A 26130-nucleotide genomic window follows, 5' to 3' on the forward strand; every position below is an offset into this window, starting at 1 on the left:
AAATACCTCAGGCACTGACAGATGAAGAAAGGGATGGGCAAAGCTGTTCGCGGTAGCGGGCCAGGATGGCCTCGCGGCGCTGCCGGCCATTGGCCGTGAGCAGGCCGTTGTCCGGGGTGAAGGGTTCGGCCAGGCGCAGCCAGTGGTGCACCCGGGCGTAATCGGGCAGACCGGCGTTGGCCTCGTCCACCGCCGCCTGCAGCAGCGCATCGCTGCAGGCCGGGTCGCGCGGCCAGAGCAGCGCGACGTTCTGGCTCATGCCCTCGCCGTAGACGAAGGCCTGGGCGATGCCGGCGCGCTGGGTCAGCTCGGCCTCGACCCAGTCCGGGTTGACGTTGCGGCCGAAGCTGGTAACGAACTGGTGCTTCTTGCGCCCGCGCAGCTGCAGGTAGCCATCGGCATCGAACGCGCCGATATCGCCGGTCGGCCACCACTGGCCGGTAAACGCCGGCTCGCCCAGGTAACCGAGCAGGGTCGTGCCCTTGACCAGCACTTCGCCGTCGTCGCCCAGGCGCACCTGCACATGCGGCAACGGCCGGCCGACGGTGCCGGGGCGGTTGGCCTCGGGACGATTGAGGCAGACCACCGACGCGCATTCGGACAGGCCGTAGCCCTCGAATACCGGCAGGCCGACCTTGGCCGCACGGGCCAGCAGATCGGCCGAGACCCGCGCCCCGCCGACCGCGACGAAGCGCAGGCCGGCGGCCGGGAAGGCACCGCGCTCGACCGCCACGACCAGGCCGAGCAGCAGCTGCGGCACCAGGATCATGCTCTGCGTCTGGCGTGCCGCCATCATGCCGAACAGGCGCGGCCAGTCGACCCCGGTGGCGCCACTGATGCCCAGCTGGCGCTGCGACGGCACGCTGAGCGTGGCGCCGGCCAGCAGGGCGGCGTAGAGGCCTAGGTTCTCCAGCAGCACCGCCAGGGGCAGCACGGCCAGGTAATGCTGGGGCGCGCTGGAGCGGCTGGCCTGCTCCAGTTCGCGCACCACCCGCAGCAGTGCCGCGGCGCTCAGGCACACGCCTTTCGGGGCGCCGGTGGTGCCGGAGGTGTAGGTGATCTTCGCCGTGCCGGCCGGCAGCGCCAGGCCATGCACCGGCCGGGTGGCGCGCCAGAACTGCTGGTCACGCCGGTATCCCAGGGCCTCCAGCTCGGCACCCATGCCGGCATCGGCCAGCACCAGGCTGACCCCGCTCTGCTGCAGGCAGTGGGCGCGCTGGGCCGGGCTGAAGAACGGCGGCAGGATCACGCAGGCGATCCCGGCGAACAGCCCGGCCAGGTCCCAGAGCACGGCCTCGGGGCCGTTGTCCATGGCCAGGGCGAACACCTCGACGCCCTGCTCGCGCAGCAAGGCCTGGCGCTGCTGCACGTCGGCCAGCAGGCTCTGGTAGTCGATCTGCACGCTGTCGCCCCACAGGGCAATCTGCTGCGGGCGCTCACTGGCATGGCGAGTCAGCGCGTCGTGCAGGTGCTGCAATTCAGGCTGCATGGCTGGCCTCCAGACAGGCCGCAGGAAAACCCAGGCGCGCCGGCACGCCCTGCTCCTGCAGACGCTGGTAGCCATAGCGGATATTGCCGGCGAACACCTGCGGGCGATGCACGTAGTAATCGCCCCAGGCATGCCGCTCATCGCCCAGGCGCAGCGGGTCGGCCTCGCACAGGCGCAGCGGCTCCAGGCCCAGGCGGCGGAAGCTGTTGATCAGGCCGGCGGCGCCGGTGAATACCACCCACTCCAGGCCGCGCTGGGCCAGCAGGCAGGTCATGGCGACGATGATCAGCCGCGCGCTGCCGGCGCTGCTGGCGGCCAGGTTGCCGACCTCGACTATGTCGGCGCGCGCCACCGGGCGCCCCTGCAGACGGCCGATCACCTGCTGCACCGGCTCCTCCAGGTACTGTTCGAGGAACAGCGGCTCCTGGGCGGCCAGGCGTGCCCCGGAGACGGCGGTCAAGGCGCCGTCCTGGCTATACAGGCCGAGCAGGTCGGGCATGAAGTGGGCGATCTCGGCGCCATGCGCCTCGCTGAAGCGCGCCTGGATAAACTGCTCCAGTGCCGCCCGCTCGACGGCCTCGGTACCGGCCAGGTCGAGGCTCATCGGCTGCTGCGGATCGCTGCCAAAATGCAGGGGAAAGGGGATGTTCCAGTCGGTATTGCGCATCGGGCTCCCTCCACGGGGCGAGTTCATGGAGGGAAGTATCGGCAGCCAGTCTTAATGAATCCTGAAGCTGGGCAAAGGCTGTTTACGATCTTTGCCAACCGCGCCAAATGAGGGGTTGGGCCACACGGATGTGGACTCGGACGTCCTCAGGGTGCGCCCTGCGCACCAGTGATCCTGTGCAGGGCTGTGGTGCGCACGGTGCACCCTTGGAAATCCTACGGTCACTGCCCCAGGGCGGCTTCCAGGCGGGCCAGGCGCTCTTCCAGGGTCGCCAGCCGCATCTCCAGCTCGGCGATGCGACCGTCATCCGCGCCGCTGCTGCGCGGGGCGCTGTCGGCCTGGCTGCGCAGGGCCAGCAGCGCCTCCAGGTCGGCCGGCTCGCCGAGCAGGTGCATGTAGCGGTCCTCGCGCTGCCCGCTCTGGCGCGGCAGCAGGCAGGCCAGCTCGCGCGCGGCCAGGCGCTCCAGCTGGTGCTGGACTTCGGCCACATCCTCGAACGGATGCAGGCGAGCGCTGCGGGTGAGCAGCTCGTTGAGGGTCTGCGGGCCGCGCAACAGCAGCAGGCCGACCAGCGCCACCTGCGGCTTGACCAGTTCCAGGGCCTTGTCCGCGCGCTGCTCCCAGCGGTCGGCGCGCCCGCCCATCACCAGCCGGCTCAGGCCGCGCCCCTCGAGGCTGCGCAGACCCTGGCCGACCTGGCCCTCGGTGAGGTTCATCAGCGGCTCGCGGCTGGTCTTCTGGTTGCAGGCCAGCAGCACGGCGTTGAGGGTCAGGGGGTAGGTTTCCGGGGTGGTCGCCTGTTTCTCGATCAGGCAACCGAGGATGCGCGCCTCCACGGCGCTGAGGGGGGCCTGGCCCGGGGTGCTGTGCGCTTCGCTGGACATGGGGAAATCCGTTGGCAGTGACAAAGGCACCTAGCCTGCCACGTGTCGCCGGGTCTGGGAATCGGCCGCGTGTACGCCGCCACCCGGCGCGGGCCTTGAGCTGCGCGCCGGCTGTGGGTAACGTGGCCGCACTTTGCCCGGAGAGCCCCTCATGTTGCCTGCCCGTTCCCTGCTGTTCGCCCTGCTGCCACTGTTCGCCGGCTGCCAGATGTTCGCCACGCAGCCCGAGCCGGCGGCACCGACCCTGCGCCTGCAGGGCGAGCTGAGCGCCAGCAACGGCGCCCTGCAGTTTCGCCCCTGTGGCGAGCAACGCCGCCTCAGCATCGGCAACGACGGCAACAGCGACATCATGCGCGAGGCCGCACTGCTCCTGGCCGACGGCCCCGGCCCGCTGTTCGCCGACCTGCGCGGCCAGCTGACGAGCAGCAGCGAGCCGGGCAGCGACGGCAAGCTGCAGCTCAGCGAGGTCTACCGCATCCAGCGCGAAGGCCCCGGCTGCGACGAGCCGGGTTTCAACCGCCTGCTCCTGCGCGCCAGCGGCAACGAGCCGGACTGGAGCCTGAGCGTCACCGGCAAGGGCCTGGCCCTGCTGCGCCCCGGCCAGCCGGTGCTGGCCCTGCCCTACCTGGAAGAGGCGCTGCCGGACGGCCGCTACAGCCTCAGCAGCGAGGCCAACGGCCAGCGCCTGGAGCTGTGGGTCGCCCCGCAACGCTGCACCGACAGCATGAGCGGCACGGTGCAGCACCTCAGCGCCGAACTGCGCCTGAATGGCCAGGTCCAGCGCGGCTGCGCCTCGATCGGCGGCGCGCGCAGCCGCTGAGAACAGCTCAGGGTCGCGCGTAGGCTGCGCTATGCCCCGCCGCTAGCAGCACGGCGGGGCAGCCCGCCAGGCGGGCGCCTATGCTCAAGGCAAACCCGCACGTCGGAGACTGCCATGCTGCACATTGCCCTGAATGGATACGGGCGCATCGGTCGCGCCCTGGTTCGCGCCTTGTTCCAGCGCGGGCTGGAAAGCCAGCTGCAGGTCGAGGCGATCAATGACCTCGGCGAGTACCAGACCCTCGCCCACCTGACCCGCTTCGATTCCACCTTCGGCCGCTTCACTGGCCAGGTCGAGCTGCACGACGACATCCTGCAGATCGGCGACCAATCGATCCGCCTGCTCGGCGAGCGCGACATCGGCCGGCTGCCCTGGCAGCAGCTCGGCATCGACGTGGTCATCGACTGCACCGGCAAGCTGAAGAAACGCGCGCTGGCCGAACAGCACCTGAGCGCCGGGGCGCCCCGGGTCCTGCTCTCGCACCCGCTGGACAGCGCCGACCTGACCGTGGTCTACGGCATCAACCAGCACCTGCTGGGCAACCAGCAGATCGTCTCCAACGCCTCCTGCACCACCAACTGCCTGGCCCCGCTGGCCCAGGCGCTGCACGCCGCCGTGGGCATCCGCCAGGGCCTGATGACCACCGTGCATGCCTACACCAACGACCAGAACCTGCTGGACAAGACCCACAACGATCTCTACCGCGCCCGCGCCGCGGCACTGTCGATGATTCCCACCAGCACCGGCGCGGCCAAGGCCATCGGCCTGGTCATCCCGGAACTGGCCGGACGCCTGGATGGCCTGGCCGTGCGCGTGCCGACCGCCAACGTGTCGCTGCTCGACCTGACCTTCAACAGCGAGCGGCCGACCAGCCGCGCGGCGATCAACGACAGCCTGCAGAAAGCCGCCCGCCAGTTCCCGCTGGGGGTGATGGAATGCAACGAGCTGCCGCTGGTGTCCTGCGACTTCAACGGCTACCCGGTGTCCTGCGTGGTCGACCTCAATCACACCCGCGTGCAGGGTGGCGAGCTGGTCAAGGTGCTGGCCTGGTACGACAACGAATGGGCCTTCGCCAACCGTCTGCTGGATGTACTGCTGGCCTGGCCGAAGCCCTGAGCAGCCCCCTCAATCGACATCAGTCAAGAATCCCCGCCGGCGCCGGTGCACTGCTGCGCCACTGGCTCAGCGCCACGCCGACGAACACCAGCGCCGCGGCCAGGTACTGCAGTGGGCTGAGGCTTTCGCCGAGCAGCAGCGCGGCGAAGATCAGGGTGAACACCGGGATCAGGTTGGTGAACCCCGACGCCTGGCTGGCCGGCAGGCGGCTCACCCCGTAGTTGTACAGGCCATAGGCACCGACCGTGACCAGCAGGCCGAGGTACACCACCGAACCGACGCCCAGGGCACTGAACTTAGTGGGCAACGGCTCGGTAGCCAGCGCCAGCGGCAGGAAGAACAGCGAACCGATGAAGGCCTGCATGGCGGTGAGGATGAACGGCGAGTAGCGCTGCGAGAGAAACTTCAGCAGCAGCGTGTAGCCCATGGCGCAGAGCATGGCGAGGAATTCGTAGAAGTTGCCCAGCAGCGGCGCCGGCGCGCTGCTGCTGGCCTCCCCGGCCAGGCTCAGCCACACCGCGCCGACCACCGCCAGGAGAAAGCCGGCCAGGGTGGTGCGGGTGATGCGCTCGTGCAGGAACACATAGGCGCCCATGGCCACTAAAAGCGGCAAAAGCGCGGTGATCATGCCGGCCTGGGCAGCGCTGGTGTTCTGCAGGGCCAGGGCTTCGAAGATGAAGTACAGGCAGGGCTCACAGGCGGTCAGGCCGAGCAGGTATTTCCAGTCGCCGGCGCGGTAGTCGAGCCGCCCACGCCAGCGCCAGGCCAGCAGGAACACCAGGCTGCCGAGGGCCATGCGGCCGAAGATCACCCACATCGGCGGCAGTTCGCTGAAAGCGAACTTGAGGGCGATGAACGAGCTGCCCCACAGGGCCATGGCCAGCACCAGGCAACCCATCGCCAGCCCGCGGCTATGCTGCAGCGTCATTGCACGCTCCAATCGGAAAACGCCCAGCATAGAAGCTCGGCAGCGGTGCCGACAGGCACAGCCAGGCAGCAAAACTGTGTGATCTCAGAACCTGACAGCCGAACGCTCAAGACTCCCAGGGTTTGCCGCGGGTATCCGGATGAATCGGCAGTTTCTGCTGCAGCGCCGCCTTGGCCAGCATGTGCGCGCTGATCGGTGCGGTGATGAAGAGGAACAGGGTGATCAGCAGCTCATGCAGGCTGAGACCATCGCCGCGGCTGCCGAAGAACACCAGCGAGGCGATCACCAGGCTGCCGACCCCGAGGGTGGTGGCCTTGGTCGGGCCATGCAGGCGGGTGAAGAAATCCGGCAGGCGGTACAGGCCCACGGCGCCGACCAGGGTGAAGACGCTGCCACTCAACAGGAAAAACGCCACCAGGGCTTCGATCCACAAGTTCATCGCGGTTCTCCTATTCGATGATGTCGCCGCGCAGCAGGTATTTGGTGATGGCCACGGTGCCGATGAAGCCCATCACCGCAATCAGCAGCGCCGCTTCGAAATACAGGTCCGAGCCTTCCCAGATGCCGAGCAGCACGATCAGGGCGATGGCGTTGATGTACAGGGTGTCGAGGGCGAGGATGCGGTCCGGCAGGCTCGGCCCCTTGACCAGGCGCGCCAGGGTCAGCAGCAGGGCCAGCCCGAGCAGCGCCAGACACAGCGGAATCACGTAGCCGAGCATGCGAACACCTCGCGCAGGGGCGCTTCGTAGCGCTGTTTGATTTCGGCCACCAGGGCCTCCTCATCCGGCACATTCAGGCAGTGCAGCAACAGCGTGCGGCGGTCGTCGCTGAGGTCGGCCGACACCGTGCCCGGGGTCAGCGAAATGATGCTGGCGAGCATGGTCAGCGCCAGTTCATCCTCCAGCAGCACGGGAATCTCGACGAAGGCCGGGCACAGCTGGCTGCGCGGGTTGAGGATCAGCCGTGCCACCTGCAGGTTGGCGACCACGATATCGCCGAGCACCAGCAGCAGGAACTTGCACAGCAACCAGGGGTGCTCGACCCGCGGCGGGTTGATCCAGAACACCCGGCTGATCAGGGGAATCAGCCAGCCAAGCAGACTGCCGAGCAGCAGATGGCCGACACTGAACTGGTTCACCAGCAGCAGCCAGAGCCCCAGCAGGCACAGGCTGAGCAGTGGATGGGGCAACCAGCGCCAAGTTTTCATAGGCCACCTCCGGTTTGCAGGGTCTGCCGGTAGGCAGCCAGGTCATGCAGCTGGCTGACGGTCGCCGCCAGGTACTCCAGCACCGGCGCGGCCAGCAGCACCAGCAGCGGGCTGAGCAGGAGCAGGCCGAGGCAGGCGCACAGCCGACCATGATCCAGCTCGGCGCTGTCCAGCTGATCCAGCCCGACGCGCCAGAACAGCGTGCTGCCGGCCCGGCTGAGCGCCACCAGGGTGCCCAACCCGCCGATCAGCAGCAGCGGCCACAGCCACAGCGCCTGCTGACCTTCGACCGCCTGCAGCAGCAACAGCTTGCCGAGGAAACCGGACAACGGCGGCAGGCCGGCCACGGCAATCGCGGCGAGGAAGAACAGGCCGCCGAGCAGATGCGGATTCTGCAGCGCCGGCCCCTGCACCAGATCGCCGCCCTTGATCCCGCGCTGACGCGCCACCAGGTCGGCCAGCAGGAACAGCGCCGCCGCCACCCAGGTGCTGTGCAGCCAGTAGTACAGCGCGGCCTGCAGCGCCTCGGCCGTACCCAGCGCCAGGCCGGCCAGCAGCGTGCCGACGGAAACCACCACCAGGTAGGCGACCAGGCGCTGCAGGCTGCTGGCCGCCAAGGCACCGAGCACACCGATGGCGATGGTCAGCAGGGCCAGCGGCCACAGCCAGTCCTGGGCCAGGTTGGCCAGGCTGCCGGCCTCGCTGCCGAAAACCAGGGTGTAGACGCGCAGGATCGAATACAGGCCGACCTTGGTCATGATCGCGAACAGGGCCGCCACTGGCGCGGTCGCCGCCGCATAGGCGCGCGGCAGCCAGAAATACAGCGGCAGAAACGCCGCCTTGAGCCCGAACACCACCAGCAGCAACAACCCGGCGGCCGCCAGAATCGGCGCCTGGTCGGCATCGGCGGCGGCCACCTTGACAGCCAGGTCGGCCATGTTCAGCGTGCCGCTGACGCCATACAGCGCGCCCACGGCGATCAGGAAGAACGCCGAGCCGAGCAGGTTGAGCACCACGTAATGCAGGCCCGCGCGCACCCGCTCGCGCCCGCCACCATGCAGCAGCAGCGCGTAGGAAGCGATCAGCAGGATCTCGAAGAACACGAACAGGTTGAACAGGTCGCCGGTGAGGAAGGCGCCGTTGATGCCGAGCAACTGGAACTGGAACAGACCGTGGAAACTGCGCCCGCGCTCGTCGTCGCCGCGCAGCGCATACAACAGGGCAAACAGGGCCAGCACGGCGGTGAGCAGCAGCATCAGCGCGCTAAGGCGATCGAACAGCAGGACGATGCCAAAGGGCGCCGGCCAGTTGCCCAGGGCATAGGTCTGCACGCTGCCCAGGTCGGCCTGGACCAGCAGCCACAGGCTGCACGGCAACAGGGCCAGGGTCGCCAGCAGCGACAGGCCGCGCTGCACACGCAGGCCGGCGCCGCTGGCGAGCAACAGCAGGCAGCCGGCAAACAGCGGGATCAGGATCGGCAGGATCAAGCCATGGTTCATCGGGGCGACTCCTCGCCATCGACATGGTCATTGCCCTGCTCGCCCAGGCTGCGCAGGGCCAGCACCACGACAAAGGCAGTCATCGCAAAACCAATGACGATGGCCGTCAGCACCAGCGCCTGGGGCAGCGGGTCGGTGTACTGGCCGCCCTCGCGAATCACCGCTGGCATGCCGCTCTGCAGGCGGCCCATGGCGAACAGGAACAGGTTGACCGCGTAGGAGATCAGGGTCAGGCCCATGACCACCGGGAAGGTGCGCGCGCGCAACAGCAGGTACACCCCGCTGGCAATCAGCACGCCCAGAACCAGCGCATACAGCGCTTCCATATCAGAGTGCCTCCTGTGTGCTGTCGCTGCGGGTCAGTTTGCCCAGCTTGGCAAGAATCATCAGGGTGGCGCCGACCACCGTGAGGTAGACGCCCAGATCAAAGAGCATGGCGGTGGCCAGTTCGAATTCGCCCACCAGCGGCCAGTGGAAATGGCCGAAAGATGTCGTCAGGTAGGGATAGCCGAAGGCCCAGCTGCCCAGGCCGGTGAGACTGGCGATCAGCACACCGAGGCCGGCCAGGTAGTGGTAATTCAGCGGCAGGCGACTCTGCGTCCAGCTCACCCCGCTGGCGACGTATTGCAGGATCAGCGCCACGGCGGTGACCAGCCCGGCGATGAACCCGCCGCCCGGCAGGTTGTGGCCGCGCAGGAAGATGAACACCGAAATCAGCAGCGCCATCGGCAACAGCACCCGCGACAGGGTGGCCAGCAGCAGCGGATGGCGGTCCCGCGCCCACAGGTGGCCGGCGGCATCGGTGCCGGGCTGGGTCAGGCGCAGACCATCGAGCAAGGCATAGATGCCCACGCCGGCAATCGCCAGCACGCTGATCTCGCCGAGGGTATCGAAACCGCGAAAATCCACCAGAATCACGTTGACCACGTTGCTGCCACCACCGCCCGGCACGCTGTTTTCCAAGAAGAACCCGGAAATGCTCTGCAGCGGGCGGGTCATCACCGCATAGGTCAGCAGCGCCACCACCCCGCCGCTGCCCAGCGCCACGCAGAAATCACGCAGGCCGCGCAGGCTGCTGCTTTCCGCCGGGGTCTGGGCCGGCAGGAAATACAGCGCCAGCATCAGCAGGATGATGGTCACCACCTCCACCGACAGCTGGGTCAGGGCCAGATCCGGCGCCGAGTAGCGCACGAACACCAGGGCCACCATCAGGCCGACCACGCTGAGCATCAGCAGGGCCACCAGGCGCTGGCGATGGAAGATCACCGTGAGCAGCGCGCCGCCGCAGAGAATCAGGCTGCCCAGCAGCGCCGCGCCATCGATCGGGCTGAGGCCCAGGGAGCCGGTCAGGCGCTCCAGCGGGGTCAGCCCGGACACCAGCACCACCAGCGCCGCCAGCAGCATCAGGGCCAGGTAGCGCTGCAGCGAACCGCTTTCCAGGCGCCCGCTAAGCGCGGCGCTGAGGCGAACCAACACACGCACGCCGCGCTCGAACACCTCCTTGGCATCCACTTCCGGCAAGCCGGCGTACCAGCTGAACAGCGGCTTGCGGCAGACATACACCAGCACCCCGCCGAGGGTGGCCACGGCGCTCATCAGCAACGGCAGGTTGAAACCGTGCCAGATCGCCAGGCTGTATTCGGGCAGTGCGCCGTCCAGGCTGGCCGAAGCCGCCACCGCCAGCAGCGGCGCCACGGTGTAAGCCGGCAGCATGCCGACCAGCAGGCAGAGGAACACCAGGATCTCCACCGGCACCTTCATGTAGCGCGGCGGCTCGTGGGGCGGGTACTTCGGCAGGTTGATCGGCTCGCCGTTGAAGAACACGTCGTGGATGAAGCGCAGCGAATAGGCCACCGAGAACACCCCGGCCAGGGTCGCCGCCGCCGGAATCACCCAGCTGAAGCTGCCCAGCAGGTGCTGGCCGAGGGTCTCGCTGAAGAACATCTCCTTGCTCAGGAAGCCGTTGAGCAGCGGCACCCCGGCCATCGCCAGGGACGCCACCATGGCCAGCGCGGCGGTGTGCGGCATGTACTTCCACATGCCGTTGATGCGGCGCATGTCGCGGCTGCCGGTCTCGTGGTCGATGATCCCCGCGGCCATGAACAGCGAGGCCTTGAAGGTGGCGTGGTTGATGATGTGGAAGATCGCCGCCACCGTCGCCAACTGGGTATTCAGGCCGAATAGCAGGGTAATCAGGCCCAGGTGGCTGATGGTCGAGTAGGCCAGCAGACCCTTGAGGTCATGCTGGAACAGGGCCATGCCCGCGCCTACCAGCAGGGTCGCCAGGCCGGTCAGGCTGACCAGGTAGAACCACAGCTCGGAGTCGGCCAGCGCCGGGTACAGGCGCGCCAGCAAAAATACCCCGGCCTTGACCATGGTCGCCGAGTGCAGATAGGCGGAAACCGGGGTGGGCGCTGCCATCGCGTGGGGCAGCCAGAAGTGGAACGGGAACTGCGCCGACTTGGTGAACACGCCCAGCAGCACCAGCACCAGAGCCACCGGGTAGAGGGCGTGGGCACGGATCACATCGCCAGCCGCCAGCACCACGCTGAGCTCGAAGCTGCCGACGATATGGCCGATCAGCAGCACGCCGGCGAGCAAGGCCAGGCCTCCCCCACCGGTCACCGTGAGGGCCATGCGCGCGCCCTTGCGGGCATCACCACGCTGGCCCCAGAAGCCGATCAGCAGGAACGACGACAGGCTGGTCAGCTCCCAGAACACCATCATCAGCAGCAGGTTTTCCGACAGCACCACGCCGAGCATGGCGCCCATGAACAGCAGCAGGTAGCTGAAGAAACGGCCGACGGCCTCATTCTCGGCCAGGTAGTAGCGGGCGTAGAGGATCACCAGCAGGCCGATGCCGAGGATCAGCAGGGCAAACAGGAAGCCCAGGCCATCCAGGCGCAGCGCCAGGTTCAGCCCCAGCTGCGGCAGCCAGGGCTGGGTTACCAGGAGCAATTCGCCGGAGAACACCTGCGGCGCCTGCAACAGCAACAGGGTCAGCGCCAGCACGGGCGCCAAGGCCGCAGCCAGGACACAGGGCAGTCGGCCAAAGCGCTCGCACAAGACAGGCAGGAAGGCGCCGAGAAATGGCAAAGCGACGATGAGCAAGAGCTCCATGAATCCCCCGGTACTGGTTCGCCGTAAGGCGCCCTGTGGATGGCGACAGAATAGGCGAAGGATCTTCCAAGATGTTTCCGTGCTTGGCCTAAGCCTTTGTCTGCACAGAACTATTGGCCGATTATCGCGATCAGCGGCGGCGACGTCATGGAGGAATTATTACCAAAGCTGTGTCTACGCCGCAGAAATTGCCGGCACACAGAAAAAGGCCCGGCGTTTGCCGGGCCTCAGAGCCTGCTCAGAATCGTCTTGGCAGCCCCCTGAAAGCGCCGCCAGCGGAGGCTCAGTGGGCGACGCGGCTGGTGCCGTCGACGCTCATGATGCGCACGCGCTCGCCGACACGGAAGATTTCGTTCTCCTGCACTTCCTGCACATAGGCGCGCAGGGTGCCGTCGTCTTCGCGCACGGTGATTTCCACACCCTGGGTACGGGTCAGGCCTTCTTCGGTCATGGAGCCGAGCAGACCACCGGCAACCGCGCCGATCACCGCCGCCACCACGGAACTGCGGCCGTCGCCGATACCGCTGGCGGCCACACCGCCGACCACCGCACCGGCACCGGTGCCGATCGGCGTCTTGGTGCCCTCGATCTTCACCGGGCGCAGCGACTCGATGGTGCCCATGCGCACGGTCTGCACCTTGCGCGCCTCGTCGCGACTGTAGCTGTCGCCACTGAGGTTGGACACGCAACCGCCCAGCGTCAGTGCCAGGGCGGCAACGGTCGCAGTCAACAGCATGGATTTACGCATTTGATTCTCTCCGTGAAAGGCAGTGAACATTAGACCCTGCCGACCGAGGGATGTCACTCGCACCTTGTTCCACTAGTTTAGCGGCTGGTCGCGACAATAGGTCCGGTTCTCGCCGGGCGTCGATTTGGCTAAGGTGACGCCATCAGCCACGTCGAGAGCGCCGCATGGATTACTTCATCATCTTCATTACCACCGCCGCCGGCCTGTACTTTCACTGGTGGCTGTACGTGCGCATCAAGCGCTGGGTCGACCGCGACCTGGCCCTGTCACTGGCCGGCGACGATGCGGCCAAACGCGCCTACATGCTCGAACGCCTCGACGCGGCCAAGGCCGCCGGGGTCAAGCGCGGCGAACTGCCGGCCTGGCTGCAGCGCGCCGCCGAGGCTTATCGCGCCACCTGAGCCAGGCGCCACAGACGGGCCAGGTCGGCACTGCGCGCCTGCAGTTCGGCGGCCGTGCGGGCACAGGCCTGCTCCAGAGTAATCGGCCCGGGGGCGAGACTGAAGGCCGCGGCAATGCCGGCGCCGTACAGCGCCTGGTAATCCTCACCCAGGCTACCCGCCAGGGCGATCACCGGGACTCCGGCGGCTTGGGCGATGCGGGCGACACCAACCGGGGTTTTGCCGTGCAGGCTCTGCGCATCCAGGCGCCCTTCTCCGGTAATCAGCAGATCGGCCCCTTGCAGCGCTTGCGCCAGGCCGGACAGCTCGGCCACCAGTTCGATGCCGGGACGAAAGCTGGCGTGCAGGAAAGCCTTGCAGGCAAAACCCACCCCACCCGCCGCACCGACACCCGGAAAATCGCGGTGATCCTCGCCAAGAACGGTGGCGACACACTGCGCATAGTGCGCCAGTGCGGCGTCCAAGCGTTCCACCTGGGCCGGGCTGGCGCCTTTCTGCGGGCCGAATACCCGGGAAGCGCCACGCGGCCCGCACAGCGGGTTGTCGACATCGGCCGCCACCTCGATCCGCACCTGCTGCAAGCGTGGATCCAGGCCACTGATGTCCAGTCGCTCCAACTCGGCCAGCGCCGCCCCGCCGGGTGCCAGTTCACCGCCATGCCGATCGAGCAAGCGCACGCCTAGCGCCTGCAGCAGACCGGCACCGCCGTCGTTGGTGGCGCTGCCGCCCAGGCCAAGAATGATCCGCGTGGCGCCCGCATCCAGGGCCTGGCGGATCAGTTCGCCGGTTCCGTAAGTACAGGAACGGGTGACATCCCGCTGGGCGGGCGCGACCCAGTGCAGGCCGCTGGCCGCAGCCATCTCGAGCACCGCCGTGGCGTTGTCCAGCCAACCCCAGTGCGCGCGTACCGGCGTGCCGAGCGGGCCACGCACCTGGCACTCGCGGCGTTCGCCACCGACTGCGGCGAGCAGCGCATCGACCGTGCCTTCGCCGCCATCGGCCATGGGCAGCAGGACCATCTCGGCCTGCGGAAACACCTGCCGCCAGCCGCGACCAATGGCCTCAGCCACTGCGGCAGCGCCGAGACTCTCCTTGAAGGAGTCGGGAGCGATAACGATTTTCATGGCAACCGCACCAGGCGCCGGACGCGGCTCAGGGCGCCAGGCGCTCGCGCAGCCAGGCAGCATCCTGCAGGCGATAGTTGAGGCGGTCATGCAGGCGGCTGGAGCGGCCCTGCCAGAACTCGATGCGCTCGGCCAGCAGGCGGTAGCCGCCCCAGTGCGGCGGGCAATGCGGCGCCTTGTCGAGGAAACGCTGTTCGGCTTCGCTGAGCAGCCCTTCCAGTTCGCCGCGATCGCGGATCACCCGGCTCTGCGGCGAGGCCCAGGCACCCAGGCGGCTGCCCAGCGGGCGCACCTGGAAGTAGGCATCCGACTCCTCAAGCGTGACCCGTTCAACCCGCCCCTCGATGCGCACCTGGCGCTCCAGGGTCGGCCAGAAGAAGGTCATCGCGGCGAACGGCCGGGCGGCCAGTTGCTCGCCCTTGGCGCTGTCGTAGTTGCTGAAGAAGGTGAAGCCGCGCTCGTCCAGGCCCTTGAGCAGCAGCACGCGGCAATGCGGGCGACCGCCCTCGTCCACCGTGGCCAGGGTCATGGCGTTGGGTTCCACCGGCGGCTGCTCGGTTTTCACCGCATCGGCGAACCACTGGCGGAACAGGGAATAGGGCTCGTCCGGAGCCTGGGTCTCGCAGAGACCATCGCGGGTGTAATCGCGGCGCATGTCGGCCAGGGTATGGGCCATGGTGAAGCCTCCTGAAAATGACAGCCCCAGCTTACTCGACCGCCACCTGCTTACCTTGATCTGCGACAGTTTGTGCCGGGGCGGCCGGCTGGCTGTACTTGGCCAGCAAGGCGACCAGGGTCGGCTGCGGCGTCAGCACGATTTCCACCCGGCGGTTGAGGGCCCGGCCCTCGGCGCTGTCGTTGGCCGCGCGCGGCATCACCGAGCCCAGGCCCTTGAGCAGCAGGCGGTCGCGCTGCAGGCCGCTGAGGCGGAAGATCGAAGCCACGGCCCGGGCGCGGTCTTCGCTGAGCTTGCGGTTGGCCTCGACCTGGCCGCTGCTGTCGGCGTGGCCGAGAATCAGCACGGCGGTGCTGGGGTCCTTCTCCAGCAGCTTGGCCACCCGGGTGAAGGGGCCGAGCACCGCCGGCATCAGCATGCTCGGGCGGTCCGGGTTGAACGAGCTCTGCACTGGCGCCGTCACCACCAGCACGTTCTTCTGCCGTTCCAGCTGCAGCTTGCTGCCCTTCAGCGCCTCGCGCAGACGCGGCTCGTATTCGTCGAGCCAGGCATCGGTGAGCCGGTGGTCGACCTTCGGTACGGCAGCCGGCTGCTTGGCCTTCTCTGCGCTATCGAACGACCACCAGCTGCCGGCGCTGGACTTGTCGGCAGCTTTTTCCGCGGGCTTGTCGGCAGAGCCGGCACAGGCGGCGAGACTGAGGCAGAACAGCAGGGCGAGCGAGTGTTTAGGCATGTCGGGTATCCACGAAACGGGGTTCAAAGGCATTGGCCCAGCGCACGCGCCAGTTTCTGCGCGCGCGGGTCCATCAATACATAGGGGCCGAGGCTGTTGGTGACGAAACCGAAGGCGACCTCCCGCTCGGGGTCGGCAAAACCCACCGAACCGCCCGCGCCGGGGTGGCCGAAGGCCTTGCGCCCGAGGCCGTAGGTGGCGTTGGCCACCTCGGCCTGGTCGAGCATGCAGCCCAGACCCAGGCGGGTCCGGGTGAGCAGGGTCAGGTCCTCGCCACAGGCGTGCTCGCGGGTCATCTCGTTGAGCAGCTCGGCTTCGAGCAGGCGACCATCCAGCAGGCCGGCATAGAAACCGGCCAGCGAACGGGCATGGCCATGGCCATTGGCTGCGGGTTGCTGCATGCGCCGCCACTCGGGTTTGTTGGTGCTGGTAAGAATAGACGGCGGATTGGCAAAAGCCCGCGTGCTCATCGCCGTCGGCTCGCTCATCATGCAGCGCAGCAGGCGCTGCGCGGCGGCATCGCCCAGTTCACCCTTCTTGCGCGCGATATGGGCGACGCGGACGAACTCGCTGTCGGCCAGGCCGACATGGAAATCCAGACCCAGGGGTTTGGCGATGCGCGCGGCGATGGACTCGCCGGGGCCGCGGCCATCGATGCGGCGCAGCACTTCCCCGATCAGCCAGCCGTAGGTGATGGCCGCGTAGCCATGGCCTGTGCCGGGGGTCCACCAGGGCTGTTCGTTGGCCAGGGCCGTGGTCATCTGTGCCCAGTCGTACAGGGCTTCGGCCGGCAGCAGTTGGCGCAGGGCCGGCAGGCCGGCGGTGTGGGCCAGCAGCTGGCGCGTGGTGATGCGCGCCTTGCCGGCCGCAGCGAACTCCGGCCAGTAGTGCGCCACCGGCACGTCCAGGTCGAGCTTGCCCTCGCCGACCAGTTGCAGGGCAGCCACTGCGGCGACGGCCTTGGTGCAGGAAAACAGGTTGAGGATGGTGTCGCTGTGCCAGGCCTGCTCGCCGTCCTTGTCGGCCACGCCGGCCCACAGGTCGACCACGGTGTCCCCGCCGATCTGCACGCACAGGGCGGCGCCACGTTCCTGGGGATCGTTGAACAACTCGGCGAAGGCGTCTTTCAGCGCTTCGAAACGCAGGTCGAAATGGCCCTGGATCTGCAACCTGATACTCCTCGGTCAGACTGGCCGGCATTGTTCCAGCCGCAGCCGCGCATGTGAATCCTGACGCTTCAGCCAGCGCCGTCGGTCAGACCAACGGTGCCCCTCAAAGTTGCGGCGCAGTCGGCGCCGGGTTGGCCTTGAGCAGTTTCGCAGCAACCTGCAGGTTGCTCTTGCGCACCGCCTCGACGAAGCCCTGCCAGGGCCGGTCGGTGATGCCGAGCAGGCCGAGGTGGCCGTTCTCGCCATCGAGCAGGCGTCCGCTGACCGGCTGATCGAGGTACTGGAACCAGTGCACGCCGACGATGCTCGGCTCTTCCAGGGCCTTGTCGAGGAAGTGCGCATAGGCCGGGCCGCGCTCCTCTTCCTTGTACACCTCGCTGACCCCGCCCCAGAACGGGCCGCGGTCACGGGAGCCGAAATGGAACTCGCTGATCAGCAGCGGTTTGTCCAACGCACGCAGGGTGGCGAAGTCGTAGCCGTGCTGCGGTTCGCGGGTGTAGAAGTTGAAGCTCATGACATCGCAGTACTGGGCGCAGGCGGCAATCGCCTCCGGCGTGGTGATGGCGAAACGGCCGCCCAGCAGCATGTGGTTGGGCGCGTGCCACTTCAGCGAGTCGGCGATGGTCTTGAAGTAGGTGTCGGCGAACAGACGCTGGAAGTTCTGCAGGTCGACCTCGATCTGCGGGTGCTCGGCGCTCGGCAGCGGCGCCTCGAAACCCGGGTCTTCCATCAGCTCCCAGGCGCTCAGCTGGATGCCCCAGGCCTTGGACAGGCCGTTCTGGTTGCGGTACTTGTCGCGCAGCAGCTTGAGGAAGGCACGCTTGGCCGGCACATCGGTGGTCAGGCGCAGGGTGTTGTAAGCCAGGGCATAGCGCGCCTTGGCATCGCTGCCGGGCGAGGCCCAGGCCAGTTCGTTGTCGGCGAAGAAGCCGAGCAGCCAGGGGTCGTCGCGGCGGTCGCGGCTGGCGATGGCGATGGCCCGTTCGGCGGCCATGGCGAAGCGCGGGTCGAACGGGTCGGGCACCCCGCCCCACCAGTCGAGACCGGTGCTGATGGTGGCGTAGTCACCGGAGATCGACAGCGGCACCGTGTAGGGCATGCGCTGGGCCGCGCCGAGGGTGTCGTCGCTCCAGTTGCCGAGGGTGTTGAAGCCCCAGGCCTGCAGGCGGTCGAGGCTGTGCGCGGTCCAGCGCGCCGCGTCCAGGCCGGCAGGCGGGCATGCGCTAGCCTGCTGCTCGGCCGGGGCCGGCGAGGCGGCCAGCGGCGGTGTGACCAGCGGCGGGCACGGCTGGGCATAACTGCGCTGCAGGTTGGCCTGATAGAAGTCGAACCAGCGGCCCTGGGCGAAGTCACGGCCCCGGTTGGCACCGGTGGCGCTGCGGCTGTCGCTCTTGCCGTAGTAGCGGGCCAGCTCTTCGCCGTCCTTGGGCAAGGCGCTGAACATCGCTTCGCGGCCTTCGACATAGGTGCGGCTCTGCCAGGCACTGACCGCATTGACCCCGAGGGAATAGAACGGGTGCCCTTCCGGGGTCACCAGGTACCAGCGGCCCGCCTGTTTCTCCGTGCGAAAGAAACCCTTGGCCTCGAACTGCGGGCCTTCCAGCAGGCCGCCGAAACGGTCCTGGTTCGGCCGCTTCTGCAGCCAGGCCTGCAACTGCGCCTGTTCGCGACTGGCGGCCTCGCGCAGCTGCTGGTCGCTGCCGATCTTCTCCGGCCAGTGGCCGCGACTGTATTGGCCCCAGGCATCGATGATGCCGTGGTAGGCGGCCTGCTGCGCGGCATCCGCCGCCTGCACGCCGAAGCGGCCGAGCAGCACGCTCTGCGGCGCATTCGGGCGCTCCAGGGACAGGCTGACCGAGCTGACCTGGGCCGCGTTCAGCTCCCCACTTACGGTTTCCGCCAGGAGGATGCGCTGGCCGTTGACGCTGATCGGCATCGGCGGGCCGGCGCGCATGCCGCGGGCCAGCGGCGAGCTGGCCGCCAGCGGCACCAGCAGGGTCTGCGCCGGGCCGGCCGGCAGGGCGATGCGGCTGTGCAGGACCTTGCCGTCGCGGCTGGTGATTTGCACATCGAGGCTGATCGCCCAGTCCATCGCATTCTGGATGCGCAGGCTCATGGCACCGCTCTGCGACCAGTCCCAGTCGGCGCTCTGCGGCGTCAGCCTGAGGGTCGGCCGCTCGCCGGCATTGAACAGCACGCGGCGCAGCACCTCGCCTTCGGCGGTGGGCTCGGCGGTCAGTTGCGGCAGGCTGGCCTGCTCGGTGCTGACTTGCACGGCATCCAGCGGGCGCACGAAGTTGAACAGGGTCTGCGGTTCCGCCGGGGCGGCAACAACGGGAAGGGTCAGCAACAGGGCAAAAGCGGCAGGCAGCGAGCGGCGAATCATGGGACAGCACTCCGAAACGACGTGCCAGTAGACAACAGGTCGGGCGCCGGATGCCAGCCCGACTTTATTCTGCGTAGCGCTCTAGCCGGCCCGTTGCGCCGCCGTGCCGGCCAGGGCCAGCAGGCACTCGACCCAGGCCTCCAGGCGCCGCCGGGCATGGTGCAGCCCCGCATCATCCGGCTCGCCCGCGCCGGCCGCGAGCAGGCGCCGGCTGGCCGCCGCCAGTTGCTCGGCAAACTGCGACCCATCGCCGCGCCAGACCAGCACCTCGTGGCGCAACCCCAGCTCGGCGGCGCGCCGGGCATTGCTCAGCTGCTCCGGTTGATCGCTGACCAGCAGCAGGATCGGCCGCCGGTAGACCTGTGCCACCGACAGCGCGGCCATGCCCGGCGCCGAGATGATCAGCGCGCTGTGCGCCGCCGCATCAATCCAGCGCGGATCGCGCGCCAGCCAGCCGTCCCGCCCGGCATAGCCCTCGCCCACCCGCAGGCTGGCCAGGCCGGCCTGCGCCAGGCCCTGCTCCAGGCCAGCGGCCAGGGCCGGATCGCGAAAATGCGGGTTGAGGTAGACCGCCGCGCAAGACTGCGGCAAGGCCGCCGGGCGCTCTGCCAGGGCCACCGGAGTCGGCAGCTCGAAGCTGGCCGGCGCGCTTTCGCGGGCCTCGGCATAGGCGAAATCATGCTGCAGCCGGGCCCGTGCACGCCCCAGTTCGAAGCCGATGGCCGCGGCGAAAGCACGCGCCAGCCAGCCGGGCAGGCGCCCGTGGAAATTGTCCTGCAGGGCCTGGCGCAGGCTGGCGCCATACACATGGACGATCTTGCGCCGCCAGACCGGCAGGCAGCCCATCACCAGCAGCGCCGGGTGGAAGGAGTCGTTGACCAGCAGGTCAACGCGGGCCAGGCGCCGGCGCAGCCGCCAGATATCACGCAGCATGTGGCGCGGGTCGAACAGGTAGCGGGCGACAGTGCGGTCGGTCGCCCCGCGCTGCATGTTCTGCTGCTCGTCGAACTGCACGGCGTAGTGCCGCGACAGCACCTCGGCGGCGCTACCGAACTCGGCGAGGAAGGCCACGCCCTCGTCGGAGGTAGTCAGCAGCTCCACCTCGGCGCCACGCTCGCCCAGGGCCCGGGCGAGCAGCTGGGCGCGCATCAGGTGACCGCGAGCATCGGCGGTGGCCAGGTAGAGAATGCGCGCGGCCATCAGCTGCGCCAAGCGGCGCGCAGGCGCAAGGCGACGCCGGCCAGGTACAGGCCCAGGGCGCCGCTGACGCCCCAGGCGCGGTCCACCGCGCGGGCCTCGGCCAGCATCTGCTGCAGGCGCGGCAACTCGTGCTCGGCCACGCTCAGGCCGAGGGTGCGCATGCACATGCGCACATGCTTGCGTTCGTCGTTGAGCACGCGGCCGAGCAGGCCCTGCAGCGGATGCTCGGCCGGCAGCACCGCGCAATGGCGGCTCAGTACCCGCTCGGCCATCTGCTCGGCGCACAGGCCGATGGCATAGGCCGGCACCAGCAGGCCCTGCTGGAAATGCGCGGCATGCCGGCGGGCGATGCGTTGCCAGCGGCGGATCTTGGCCTGGCTCAGGCGATCGGGGCGCAGCTGGCTGGGCGGCTGCATGCCGCGCTCGCGCAGGGCCGCGGCGAACAGCGCGCTGTGCTCCTGTTCCTCCTGCAGGTGCTGCTGCACCTGGCGCTCCAGCCAGGCCGGCGGATTGGCCAGCAGCTCATGCTGCAGGGTCTTCTCGGTCGCCTCTTCGCCGATCAGGTAGATGCGCAGCAACAGCAGCTCGCCGGCGCGGCTGGCATGCAGCTGGCGCAGGGCGGCACGCTTGATGCGATCGACCAGGAAGGCCTGCAGGCGTGGCCAGCCGCGCAGCTGCGGCGCGGCGAACAAGGCCAGGGGCACGACGCTCATGGCGCCACGTCGTGCTGCTGGGCACTGAGGACCAGGCCGATGAAGCTGTCCTGGAGGAATGCCTGGGCGGCCGCGCCGGCCTGCGGGTAATCGATCCGCTGGCCGCGATAGCTCAGGTAGCCCTTGCCCTCCCGCGCGCCGAGCAATAGCTTCTCGTGCTTGGCGAAGCCCTCGGCCTGCAGCGGCTGCAGCAGCGCGACCCGCTCCAGGCCGAAGAGGAACAGGTCGCGGCGGATCACCGACAGCGGCAGGCGGCTGCGCAGGACCTGCAGTTCCAGGGTCCAGCTGCCCTCGTGCAGGGTCTTGGCCAGCTCGGCATGGCCGCCCGGCACATGCAGGCTGGCGCGCAACGCCGGCAGCGCGGCCGGCCCGACGCCCAGGGCAATGGTGATGTCGGCATACTCGGCCCTGGCCGCCTCGACCCGGTTGTCGCGCACCTGGACGAACTGCTTGGCCAGCCGCGCCGCGGTCGAAGGCGAGCTCAGCACCTGCAGGGCATGATCCGGCTGCAGCAAGGTCTGGCGCTTGCCTTGCACCTCGGCCTGCACCTGATAGAGATCGACCTGCACCTCGCGCAGATCGCCCGCCACCGGCGCATGGGCGTGCAGGCTGGTGTTCCACGCCTGGCCGTCCTTGCTGATCAGCAGATGCAGGCTGACCGGCACCGCCTGGCCATTCTGCGCCCGCGCCCGGCCATGCAGCAGGACATCGGCGATGACGGTCTCATCGGCGTAATCCTGCTCGTTGCGCAGCACCAGGGTCTTGCCGGCACTGTCCAGCCGCGCGCGGGAATGGCCATCGTCCAGGGCGATGCGGTTGCAGTCGCTCAGCGGCGTGGCAGCGCTGGCCAGGGGACAACCACTGGCGCTGGCGAACTGGAACACGCCGCGGCCGCCGAACTCCTCGGCCTGGGCGGAACCGCCGCCCAGGCCGAGGGCCAGCAGCACGGCCAGCTGGGGGAAAACAAGACGAGAGGTAGAAGATGCGTTCACGGTAATCCCTTCCGTTCGCGAGGGGCACTCAGGCCCGGTGATAGGACAGCGCCTGGGCATCGGCCGCGGCGCGCCCCAGGGTGTTGATGCCTACACCGCGAGCCAGTGCCCCGGCCATGTCGACCAGGGAGAACGCCAGGATCAGGCCCCGGGCGCCCAGCCCGCGCAGGCCATGCAGGGCCGGCAGGTCCTGGTGATTGAGCGCACGCTGGCTGAAGTACAGACGCGCCAGGAGGATGCCCAGCGGCGCCAGCGGGCCGCTGCGGTCCAGCCACTGCAGGCGTTGCGGCAGGTAGGCGCGCAGCAGGTAGGGGGTCAGGCCGACCGAGTCCTGGCCACGCATCCAGCGCAGCTTGAGGGCCTCGCCGCGGGTATCCGGCAGGCGGTGCTCGGTATGCGCCGTCGCGGCATAGTGCAGGGCGATACCGGCGGCCTGCAGGTTGAGACCGAGCACCTGGCAATGGGCGCGATACACGCCATCCAGGGCCTGATAGGCATGCTCGGCGAACACCTCGCGGCGGAACACCACATTGTTGGCGTAGAAGTTGCGCGTGGCACCGGCGGCCAGCGGGCTGGGGAAGTACATGAAGTCGATGGTGGTCAGCGCCGTGCCGGCCAGGCTGCTGCTGTAGCTGGTGCGCCCGGCCACCACCGCCGGCGGCTGCTCGGCGCACAGCGGCAGGAGCAGTTGCTCCAGCCAGTCGGCGGCCGGGATGCAGTCGGCGTCGGCGAACACCACGTGATCGCAACGCTCGGACTGTACCGCGGCAAAACCGAGGTTCTTCGCCGCGTAGTAGCCGGTCTGCGCATCGATCGGGACGAACTGCAGCGACAGGCCGGCGGCCTGGGCCAGTTCCTCGCACATCGCATCGGGCAGGCCGTCATGGGTCACCACCACCTGGGCCAGCTGCTTCAGCGGCAGGCTTTGCCCCTTCAGGTGCTGGAACAGGCGAGCGAGGCTGGCGGCCACCCGCTGCAGGTCGGCGCCGCCGCGCAGGTTGTTGGTTTCCAGTACCAGGGCCGTGCGCGCGGCCAGTTCATTCAGGCTCATCCTTGCTCCCGGGCTGCAGGCGCAGCCAACACTTCGTTCATGTCCGGTCGGACTGCGCGCAGATTAGCAGCCCGTGGCCGCCGCCGGCTTGGCGCAAGTCACAGGCCGGCAGGCCGCTGGCATCTAGAGGGTCGAGCGCTTCATGCGGTCGAGCCAGCGATCCGGCAGCAGACGGTTGAGTACGCGGAACAGCTTGGCCGGCACCGTCACCGGATAGCGGGTGCGCGGCACGCGGCGCTCCAGCGCCTGCAGGACCACTTCGGCCACCGCCTGGGCCGGCAGGGTGTACTTGACTGCCGCGCCCTCCCTGGCCAGGCGCTCCTCCATCTGCGCATAGGCCGCGACATGCACGCCCTGGCTGGTATCCACATGCTTGCGCAGGGCCAGCAGGCTGTTGGCGCGAAAGCGCGCGATGATCGGGCCGGGCTCGATCAATACGGCCTCGATGGCGCTGCCGGTGAGTTCCAGACGCAGGGTATCGACCAGCCCTTCGATGGCGAACTTGGAGGCGTTGTAGGCACCGCGCAGCGGCAAGGCGGCATAGCCCAGCACCGAGCTGTTGAACAGGATGCGCCCGTGGCCCTGGCGACGCATCACCGGCAGCACCGCGGCGGTCAGCTCGGCCGGGCCGAATACATTGGTCTCGAACTGCTCGCGCCAGGCAGCCCGCGGCAGGTCCTCGATGGCGCCGGGCTGGCCGTAGCCGCCGTTGTTGAACAGGGCATCGAGGCGGCCGTCGGTCTGCGCCAGCACCGCGGCCAGCGCACTGTGGATGCTGGCCGGGTCGCTCAGGTCGAGCTGGACGGCGTTGAAGCCTTCGGCCTGCAGGCGGGCGACATCCACGGCATGCCGCGCCGAGGCGAAGACCCGCCAACCCGCGGCACGGCAGGCCACGGCAGTGGCATAACCGATGCCCGTGGAGCAACCGGTGATCAGGATGGAACCGCAAAGCTCGGGCACTGAGCTTTCTCCTAGGCGATGGGGTTAGCAGGCCGTTGAAAAACTACCTGCGTTGCCGATACTGCGTTAAAAACGGCCTGTTAGCTGATTTCCCGGCGAAAGGGCGGCAAGGCATTGAGGATCGCCTTGCCATAGCGCTGGGTGACCACGCGCCGGTCCAGCAGGGTGATGGTGCCGCGATCCTCTTCGGTGCGCAGCAAGCGACCGCAGGCCTGCACCAGCTTGAGCGAGGCATCGGGCACGGCGATTTCCATGAACGGGTTGCCGCCTCGCGCCTCGATCCACTCGGCCAGCGCCGCTTCCACCGGGTCGTCCGGCACGGCGAAGGGAATCTTGGCGATCACCACGTGCTCGCAGTAGGCACCGGGCAGGTCGACGCCCTCGGCGAAGCTGGCCAGGCCGAACAGCACGCTTTCCTCGCCGTCGTCGACGCGGGCCTTGTGCTTGTTCAGGGTCTCCTGCTTGGACAGGTTGCCCTGGATCAGCACGCGCTTGCGCCAGTCACGGTCGAGGCCGTCGAACACGTCCTGCATCTGTTTGCGCGAGGAGAACAGCACCAGGGTGCCGCGCGAGCCGGCCACCAGATCGGCCAGGTCGCGAATGATCGCCGCGGTGTGAGCCGCCGCATCGCGCGGGTCTGCCTTGAGGTCAGGCACCTTGAGCACGCCAGCATCGGCGTGCAGGAAGGGGCTGGGCACCACCGCGGTGACCGCCGCCTTGGGCAGGCCGGCGCGCATGCGGAAGCGGTCGAAGCTGTTCAGCGCGGTGAGCGTGGCCGAGGTCACCAGGGCACCGTAGGCCACATTCCACAGGTTGCGGCGCAGGGTCTCGGCGGCGAGGATCGGGCTGGCGTTGACCTCGATATCGAACAGCGCGCCGCTCTCGGCCAGGGTCAGCCAGCGCGCCATGGGCGGGCTGTCTTCCGGATCTTCCACGGTGAAGGCGGTCCACAGCTCCCAGTTACCCTGGGCGCGGGCCAGCAGGCTGCCGAACAACGGGTACCACTCCTCGGCCTGGTGGCTGGCGATGCCGACGGCACCCTCGCCGTCCATGGCTTCCTTGAGCAGTTCGGTGAGGCGGGTGAACACGTCGGTCAGCTGCGAGAAGCCTTTCTTCAGCTCGATGCCCAGCTCGCGCAGGTGCTCCGGCACCAGGCCGCCGACAAATCGGTGGCGCGGGCGCTCGCGGCCTTCCATGTCCTCGCCGGCCTTGAAGTCGGCCAGCTGCTCGCAGGCGCTGAACATAAATTGCTGCTGCGTCCTGAGCTCCCTGGCCATCTCCGGCACCGTCTCGATCAGCCGGCCGAGGTCGCCGGGCAGCGGGTTCTGCGCCAGCAGCTTGGTCAGGTTCTTCTCCACCTGGCCGAGCCAGTCGGCGGTGGAGCGCAGACGGGTGAAGTGGGCGAAGTGGCCGATGGCCTTGTCCGGCAGGTGATGACCTTCGTCGAACACATAGAGGGTTTCGCGCGGGTCGGGCAGCACCGCGCCGCCGCCCAGAGCCAGGTCGGCCAGAACCATGTCATGGTTGGTGACGATCACGTCGACCTTGGTCATGCCCTCGCGCGCCTTGTAGAAGGCGCACTGGCCGAAGTTCGGGCAATGGCGGTTGGTGCACTGGCTGTGGTCGGTGGTCAGGCGGCTCCACACTGCATCGTCGAGCTCCTCGCTCCAGCTGTCGCGGTCGCCGTCCCAGCGATTGCCGGCAAGCTTCTCGATCATCCCGGTAAACAGCTTCTGGCTGCTCTCGTCGACATCCAGGCGGAAACCTTCTTCGGCGAACATCTGCGCAGTGGCGCCCTGGGCCTCGCCTTCCTGCAGCAGCATGTCGAGCTTGGACAGGCACAGGTAGCGGCCACGGCCCTTGGCCAGGGCGAAGCTGAAGTTGAGGCCGCTGTTACGCATCAGGTCCGGCAGGTCCTTGTGCACGATCTGCTCCTGCAGGGCCACGGTCGCAGTAGCGATCACCAGGCGCTTGCCGGCGGCCTTGGCGATGGGAATCGAGGCCAGGGCATAGGCCACGGTCTTGCCGGTACCGGTGCCCGCCTCCACCGCCACCACGGCCGCCTCGCCATCGCGCTGGCCTTCGTCGTTATGCCGGACCGTCCCCAGCACCTTGGCGATCTCGGCGATCATCAGGCGCTGGCCATAGCGCGGCTTGAGGCTCTTGGCCTCGAGGAAACGGCTGTAAGCGCCCTGGATCTGGGACTTGAGTTCGGGACTGAGCATGGGCGCGCAATAGAGACTGGAT

At 68.4% G+C, this 26130-nt stretch carries 24 protein-coding genes and 1 pseudogene; 3 read left to right on the plus strand and 22 right to left on the minus strand.

All coding sequences use genetic code 11. The features are described from left to right. Positions 1–7: 7 nt before the first annotated feature. From GV001_RS15995 to GV001_RS16005, 3 genes are all read right to left on the minus strand, one after another. Positions 8–1489, minus strand: a complete 1482-nt coding sequence (locus tag GV001_RS15995) for an AMP-binding protein (protein WP_160081583.1) — start codon at positions 1487–1489, stop codon at positions 8–10. Further along, complete coding sequence (locus tag GV001_RS16000) at positions 1479–2156, minus strand: thermostable hemolysin (RefSeq protein WP_160081585.1); 678 nt, start codon at positions 2154–2156, stop codon at positions 1479–1481. Before GV001_RS16000 ends, GV001_RS15995 begins: the two co-directional genes overlap by 11 nt. Positions 2157–2377: 221 nt before the next feature. Continuing rightward, positions 2378–3040, minus strand: a complete 663-nt coding sequence (locus GV001_RS16005; protein WP_160081587.1) for a YceH family protein — start codon at positions 3038–3040, stop codon at positions 2378–2380. Between the two features lie 151 nt (positions 3041–3191). On the opposite strand from GV001_RS16005, the gene GV001_RS16010 reads away from it, so the two are divergent. Together GV001_RS16010 and gap are read left to right on the plus strand one after the other, a co-directional pair. Next, the gene (locus GV001_RS16010) at positions 3192–3860 is read left to right on the plus strand and encodes a COG3650 family protein (protein WP_160081589.1); all 669 of its coding nucleotides are present in this window, start codon (positions 3192–3194) and stop codon (positions 3858–3860) included. A gap of 114 nt (positions 3861–3974) precedes the next feature. After that, positions 3975–4976: a type I glyceraldehyde-3-phosphate dehydrogenase gene (gap, locus tag GV001_RS16015; protein ID WP_160081591.1), complete on the plus strand. Its 1002-nt coding sequence runs from the start codon at positions 3975–3977 to the stop codon at positions 4974–4976. Between the two features lie 19 nt (positions 4977–4995). Here gap and GV001_RS16020 read toward each other — a convergent pair whose 3' ends face one another. The 8 genes from GV001_RS16020 to GV001_RS16055 form a co-directional block, all read right to left on the minus strand. Continuing rightward, a complete protein-coding gene (locus GV001_RS16020; RefSeq protein WP_256664944.1) occupies positions 4996–5904 on the minus strand; it encodes a DMT family transporter in 909 nt (302 codons plus the stop codon). A gap of 106 nt (positions 5905–6010) precedes the next feature. Beyond that, the gene (locus GV001_RS16025) at positions 6011–6343 is read right to left on the minus strand and encodes a Na+/H+ antiporter subunit G (protein ID WP_160081593.1); all 333 of its coding nucleotides are present in this window, start codon (positions 6341–6343) and stop codon (positions 6011–6013) included. 10 nt (positions 6344–6353) lie between these two features. Beyond that, positions 6354–6623, minus strand: a complete 270-nt coding sequence (locus GV001_RS16030) for a K+/H+ antiporter subunit F (protein WP_160081594.1) — start codon at positions 6621–6623, stop codon at positions 6354–6356. After that, positions 6608–7111 carry a Na+/H+ antiporter subunit E gene (locus GV001_RS16035; protein ID WP_160081595.1) on the minus strand — a complete coding sequence of 168 codons (504 nt, stop codon included), beginning with the start codon at positions 7109–7111 and terminating at the stop codon, positions 6608–6610. Before GV001_RS16035 ends, GV001_RS16030 begins: the two co-directional genes overlap by 16 nt. Further along, positions 7108–8610 (minus strand): monovalent cation/H+ antiporter subunit D, encoded by a 1503-nt coding sequence (locus tag GV001_RS16040; protein ID WP_160081596.1) that lies wholly within the window; start codon positions 8608–8610, stop codon positions 7108–7110. The genes GV001_RS16035 and GV001_RS16040 overlap by 4 nt, the downstream gene beginning before the upstream one ends. Continuing rightward, positions 8607–8936, minus strand: coding sequence for a Na+/H+ antiporter subunit C (locus tag GV001_RS16045; protein ID WP_160081597.1), 330 nt, complete (start codon positions 8934–8936; stop codon positions 8607–8609). The genes GV001_RS16040 and GV001_RS16045 overlap by 4 nt, the downstream gene beginning before the upstream one ends. A gap of 1 nt (position 8937) precedes the next feature. Next, positions 8938–11730: a monovalent cation/H+ antiporter subunit A gene (locus tag GV001_RS16050; RefSeq protein WP_160081598.1), complete on the minus strand. Its 2793-nt coding sequence runs from the start codon at positions 11728–11730 to the stop codon at positions 8938–8940. A 283-nt stretch (positions 11731–12013) separates the two neighbouring features. Next, positions 12014–12478, minus strand: a complete 465-nt coding sequence (locus GV001_RS16055; protein ID WP_160081599.1) for a glycine zipper 2TM domain-containing protein — start codon at positions 12476–12478, stop codon at positions 12014–12016. Positions 12479–12642: 164 nt separating this feature from the next. On the opposite strand from GV001_RS16055, the gene GV001_RS16060 reads away from it, so the two are divergent. After that, entirely contained in the window at positions 12643–12879 is a 237-nt protein-coding gene (locus GV001_RS16060) for a hypothetical protein (protein WP_160081600.1), read from the plus strand. Here GV001_RS16060 and GV001_RS16065 read toward each other — a convergent pair. The 11 genes and pseudogenes from GV001_RS16065 to dinG all read right to left on the minus strand — a co-directional run bounded on the left by GV001_RS16065 (position 12864) and on the right by dinG (position 26108). Further along, the gene (locus GV001_RS16065; protein WP_160081601.1) at positions 12864–14003 is read right to left on the minus strand and encodes a glycerate kinase; all 1140 of its coding nucleotides are present in this window, start codon (positions 14001–14003) and stop codon (positions 12864–12866) included. The genes GV001_RS16060 and GV001_RS16065 overlap by 16 nt on opposite strands. Positions 14004–14031: 28 nt before the next feature. Beyond that, the gene (gene pdxH, locus GV001_RS16070; RefSeq protein ID WP_160081602.1) at positions 14032–14679 is read right to left on the minus strand and encodes a pyridoxamine 5'-phosphate oxidase; all 648 of its coding nucleotides are present in this window, start codon (positions 14677–14679) and stop codon (positions 14032–14034) included. Positions 14680–14734: 55 nt separating this feature from the next. Beyond that, positions 14735–15412 (minus strand): annotated as a pseudogene (locus GV001_RS16075) (OmpA family protein); the annotation flags it as partial. Between the two features lie 23 nt (positions 15413–15435). Further along, positions 15436–16581, minus strand: coding sequence for a serine hydrolase domain-containing protein (locus tag GV001_RS16080; RefSeq protein ID WP_160081604.1), 1146 nt, complete (start codon positions 16579–16581; stop codon positions 15436–15438). A 103-nt stretch (positions 16582–16684) separates the two neighbouring features. Then, positions 16685–18967: a beta-galactosidase gene (locus GV001_RS16085; RefSeq protein WP_160081605.1), complete on the minus strand. Its 2283-nt coding sequence runs from the start codon at positions 18965–18967 to the stop codon at positions 16685–16687. Between the two features lie 81 nt (positions 18968–19048). Then, positions 19049–20167, minus strand: a complete 1119-nt coding sequence (locus tag GV001_RS16090; RefSeq protein ID WP_160081607.1) for a hypothetical protein — start codon at positions 20165–20167, stop codon at positions 19049–19051. Continuing rightward, entirely contained in the window at positions 20167–20880 is a 714-nt protein-coding gene (locus GV001_RS16095) for a hypothetical protein (protein WP_160081609.1), read from the minus strand. The genes GV001_RS16090 and GV001_RS16095 overlap by 1 nt, the downstream gene beginning before the upstream one ends. Further along, positions 20877–21872 (minus strand): hypothetical protein, encoded by a 996-nt coding sequence (locus tag GV001_RS16100; protein WP_160081611.1) that lies wholly within the window; start codon positions 21870–21872, stop codon positions 20877–20879. The genes GV001_RS16095 and GV001_RS16100 overlap by 4 nt, the downstream gene beginning before the upstream one ends. A gap of 28 nt (positions 21873–21900) precedes the next feature. Continuing rightward, positions 21901–22923, minus strand: a complete 1023-nt coding sequence (locus GV001_RS16105; RefSeq protein ID WP_160081613.1) for a glycosyltransferase family 2 protein — start codon at positions 22921–22923, stop codon at positions 21901–21903. Between the two features lie 123 nt (positions 22924–23046). Next, entirely contained in the window at positions 23047–23883 is an 837-nt protein-coding gene (locus GV001_RS16110; protein ID WP_160081615.1) for an SDR family NAD(P)-dependent oxidoreductase, read from the minus strand. 80 nt (positions 23884–23963) lie between these two features. Next, entirely contained in the window at positions 23964–26108 is a 2145-nt protein-coding gene (dinG, locus tag GV001_RS16115; RefSeq protein ID WP_160081617.1) for an ATP-dependent DNA helicase DinG, read from the minus strand. Between the last annotated feature and the right edge of the window lie 22 nt (positions 26109–26130).

Source organism: Pseudomonas sp. 8AS, assembly GCF_902506505.1.
In the GTDB taxonomy this organism is placed as follows: Bacteria; Pseudomonadota; Gammaproteobacteria; order Pseudomonadales; family Pseudomonadaceae; genus Aquipseudomonas.

What these genes read in the sequence shown, in the direction of transcription:
- GV001_RS16055 (WP_160081599.1), bottom strand. Translation starts at nt 12,478, where the DNA reads ATGCGTAAATCCATGCTGTTGACTGCGACCGTTGCCGCCCTGGCACTG.
- GV001_RS16040 (WP_160081596.1), bottom strand. Translation starts at nt 8,610, where the DNA reads ATGAACCATGGCTTGATCCTGCCGATCCTGATCCCGCTGTTTGCCGGC.
- gap (WP_160081591.1), top strand. Translation starts at nt 3,975, where the DNA reads ATGCTGCACATTGCCCTGAATGGATACGGGCGCATCGGTCGCGCCCTG.
- GV001_RS16065 (WP_160081601.1), bottom strand. Translation starts at nt 14,003, where the DNA reads ATGAAAATCGTTATCGCTCCCGACTCCTTCAAGGAGAGTCTCGGCGCT.
- GV001_RS16030 (WP_160081594.1), bottom strand. Translation starts at nt 6,623, where the DNA reads ATGCTCGGCTACGTGATTCCGCTGTGTCTGGCGCTGCTCGGGCTGGCC.
- GV001_RS16090 (WP_160081607.1), bottom strand. Translation starts at nt 20,167, where the DNA reads ATGGCCGCGCGCATTCTCTACCTGGCCACCGCCGATGCTCGCGGTCAC.
- GV001_RS16060 (WP_160081600.1), top strand. Translation starts at nt 12,643, where the DNA reads ATGGATTACTTCATCATCTTCATTACCACCGCCGCCGGCCTGTACTTT.
- GV001_RS16000 (WP_160081585.1), bottom strand. Translation starts at nt 2,156, where the DNA reads ATGCGCAATACCGACTGGAACATCCCCTTTCCCCTGCATTTTGGCAGC.
- GV001_RS16010 (WP_160081589.1), top strand. Translation starts at nt 3,192, where the DNA reads ATGTTGCCTGCCCGTTCCCTGCTGTTCGCCCTGCTGCCACTGTTCGCC.
- GV001_RS16020 (WP_256664944.1), bottom strand. Translation starts at nt 5,904, where the DNA reads ATGACGCTGCAGCATAGCCGCGGGCTGGCGATGGGTTGCCTGGTGCTG.
- GV001_RS16045 (WP_160081597.1), bottom strand. Translation starts at nt 8,936, where the DNA reads ATGGAAGCGCTGTATGCGCTGGTTCTGGGCGTGCTGATTGCCAGCGGG.
- GV001_RS16085 (WP_160081605.1), bottom strand. Translation starts at nt 18,967, where the DNA reads ATGATTCGCCGCTCGCTGCCTGCCGCTTTTGCCCTGTTGCTGACCCTT.
- GV001_RS16050 (WP_160081598.1), bottom strand. Translation starts at nt 11,730, where the DNA reads ATGGAGCTCTTGCTCATCGTCGCTTTGCCATTTCTCGGCGCCTTCCTG.
- GV001_RS16035 (WP_160081595.1), bottom strand. Translation starts at nt 7,111, where the DNA reads ATGAAAACTTGGCGCTGGTTGCCCCATCCACTGCTCAGCCTGTGCCTG.
- GV001_RS15995 (WP_160081583.1), bottom strand. Translation starts at nt 1,489, where the DNA reads ATGCAGCCTGAATTGCAGCACCTGCACGACGCGCTGACTCGCCATGCC.
- GV001_RS16025 (WP_160081593.1), bottom strand. Translation starts at nt 6,343, where the DNA reads ATGAACTTGTGGATCGAAGCCCTGGTGGCGTTTTTCCTGTTGAGTGGC.
- GV001_RS16095 (WP_160081609.1), bottom strand. Translation starts at nt 20,880, where the DNA reads ATGAGCGTCGTGCCCCTGGCCTTGTTCGCCGCGCCGCAGCTGCGCGGC.
- GV001_RS16005 (WP_160081587.1), bottom strand. Translation starts at nt 3,040, where the DNA reads ATGTCCAGCGAAGCGCACAGCACCCCGGGCCAGGCCCCCCTCAGCGCC.
- pdxH (WP_160081602.1), bottom strand. Translation starts at nt 14,679, where the DNA reads ATGGCCCATACCCTGGCCGACATGCGCCGCGATTACACCCGCGATGGT.
- dinG (WP_160081617.1), bottom strand. Translation starts at nt 26,108, where the DNA reads ATGCTCAGTCCCGAACTCAAGTCCCAGATCCAGGGCGCTTACAGCCGT.
- GV001_RS16105 (WP_160081613.1), bottom strand. Translation starts at nt 22,923, where the DNA reads ATGAGCCTGAATGAACTGGCCGCGCGCACGGCCCTGGTACTGGAAACC.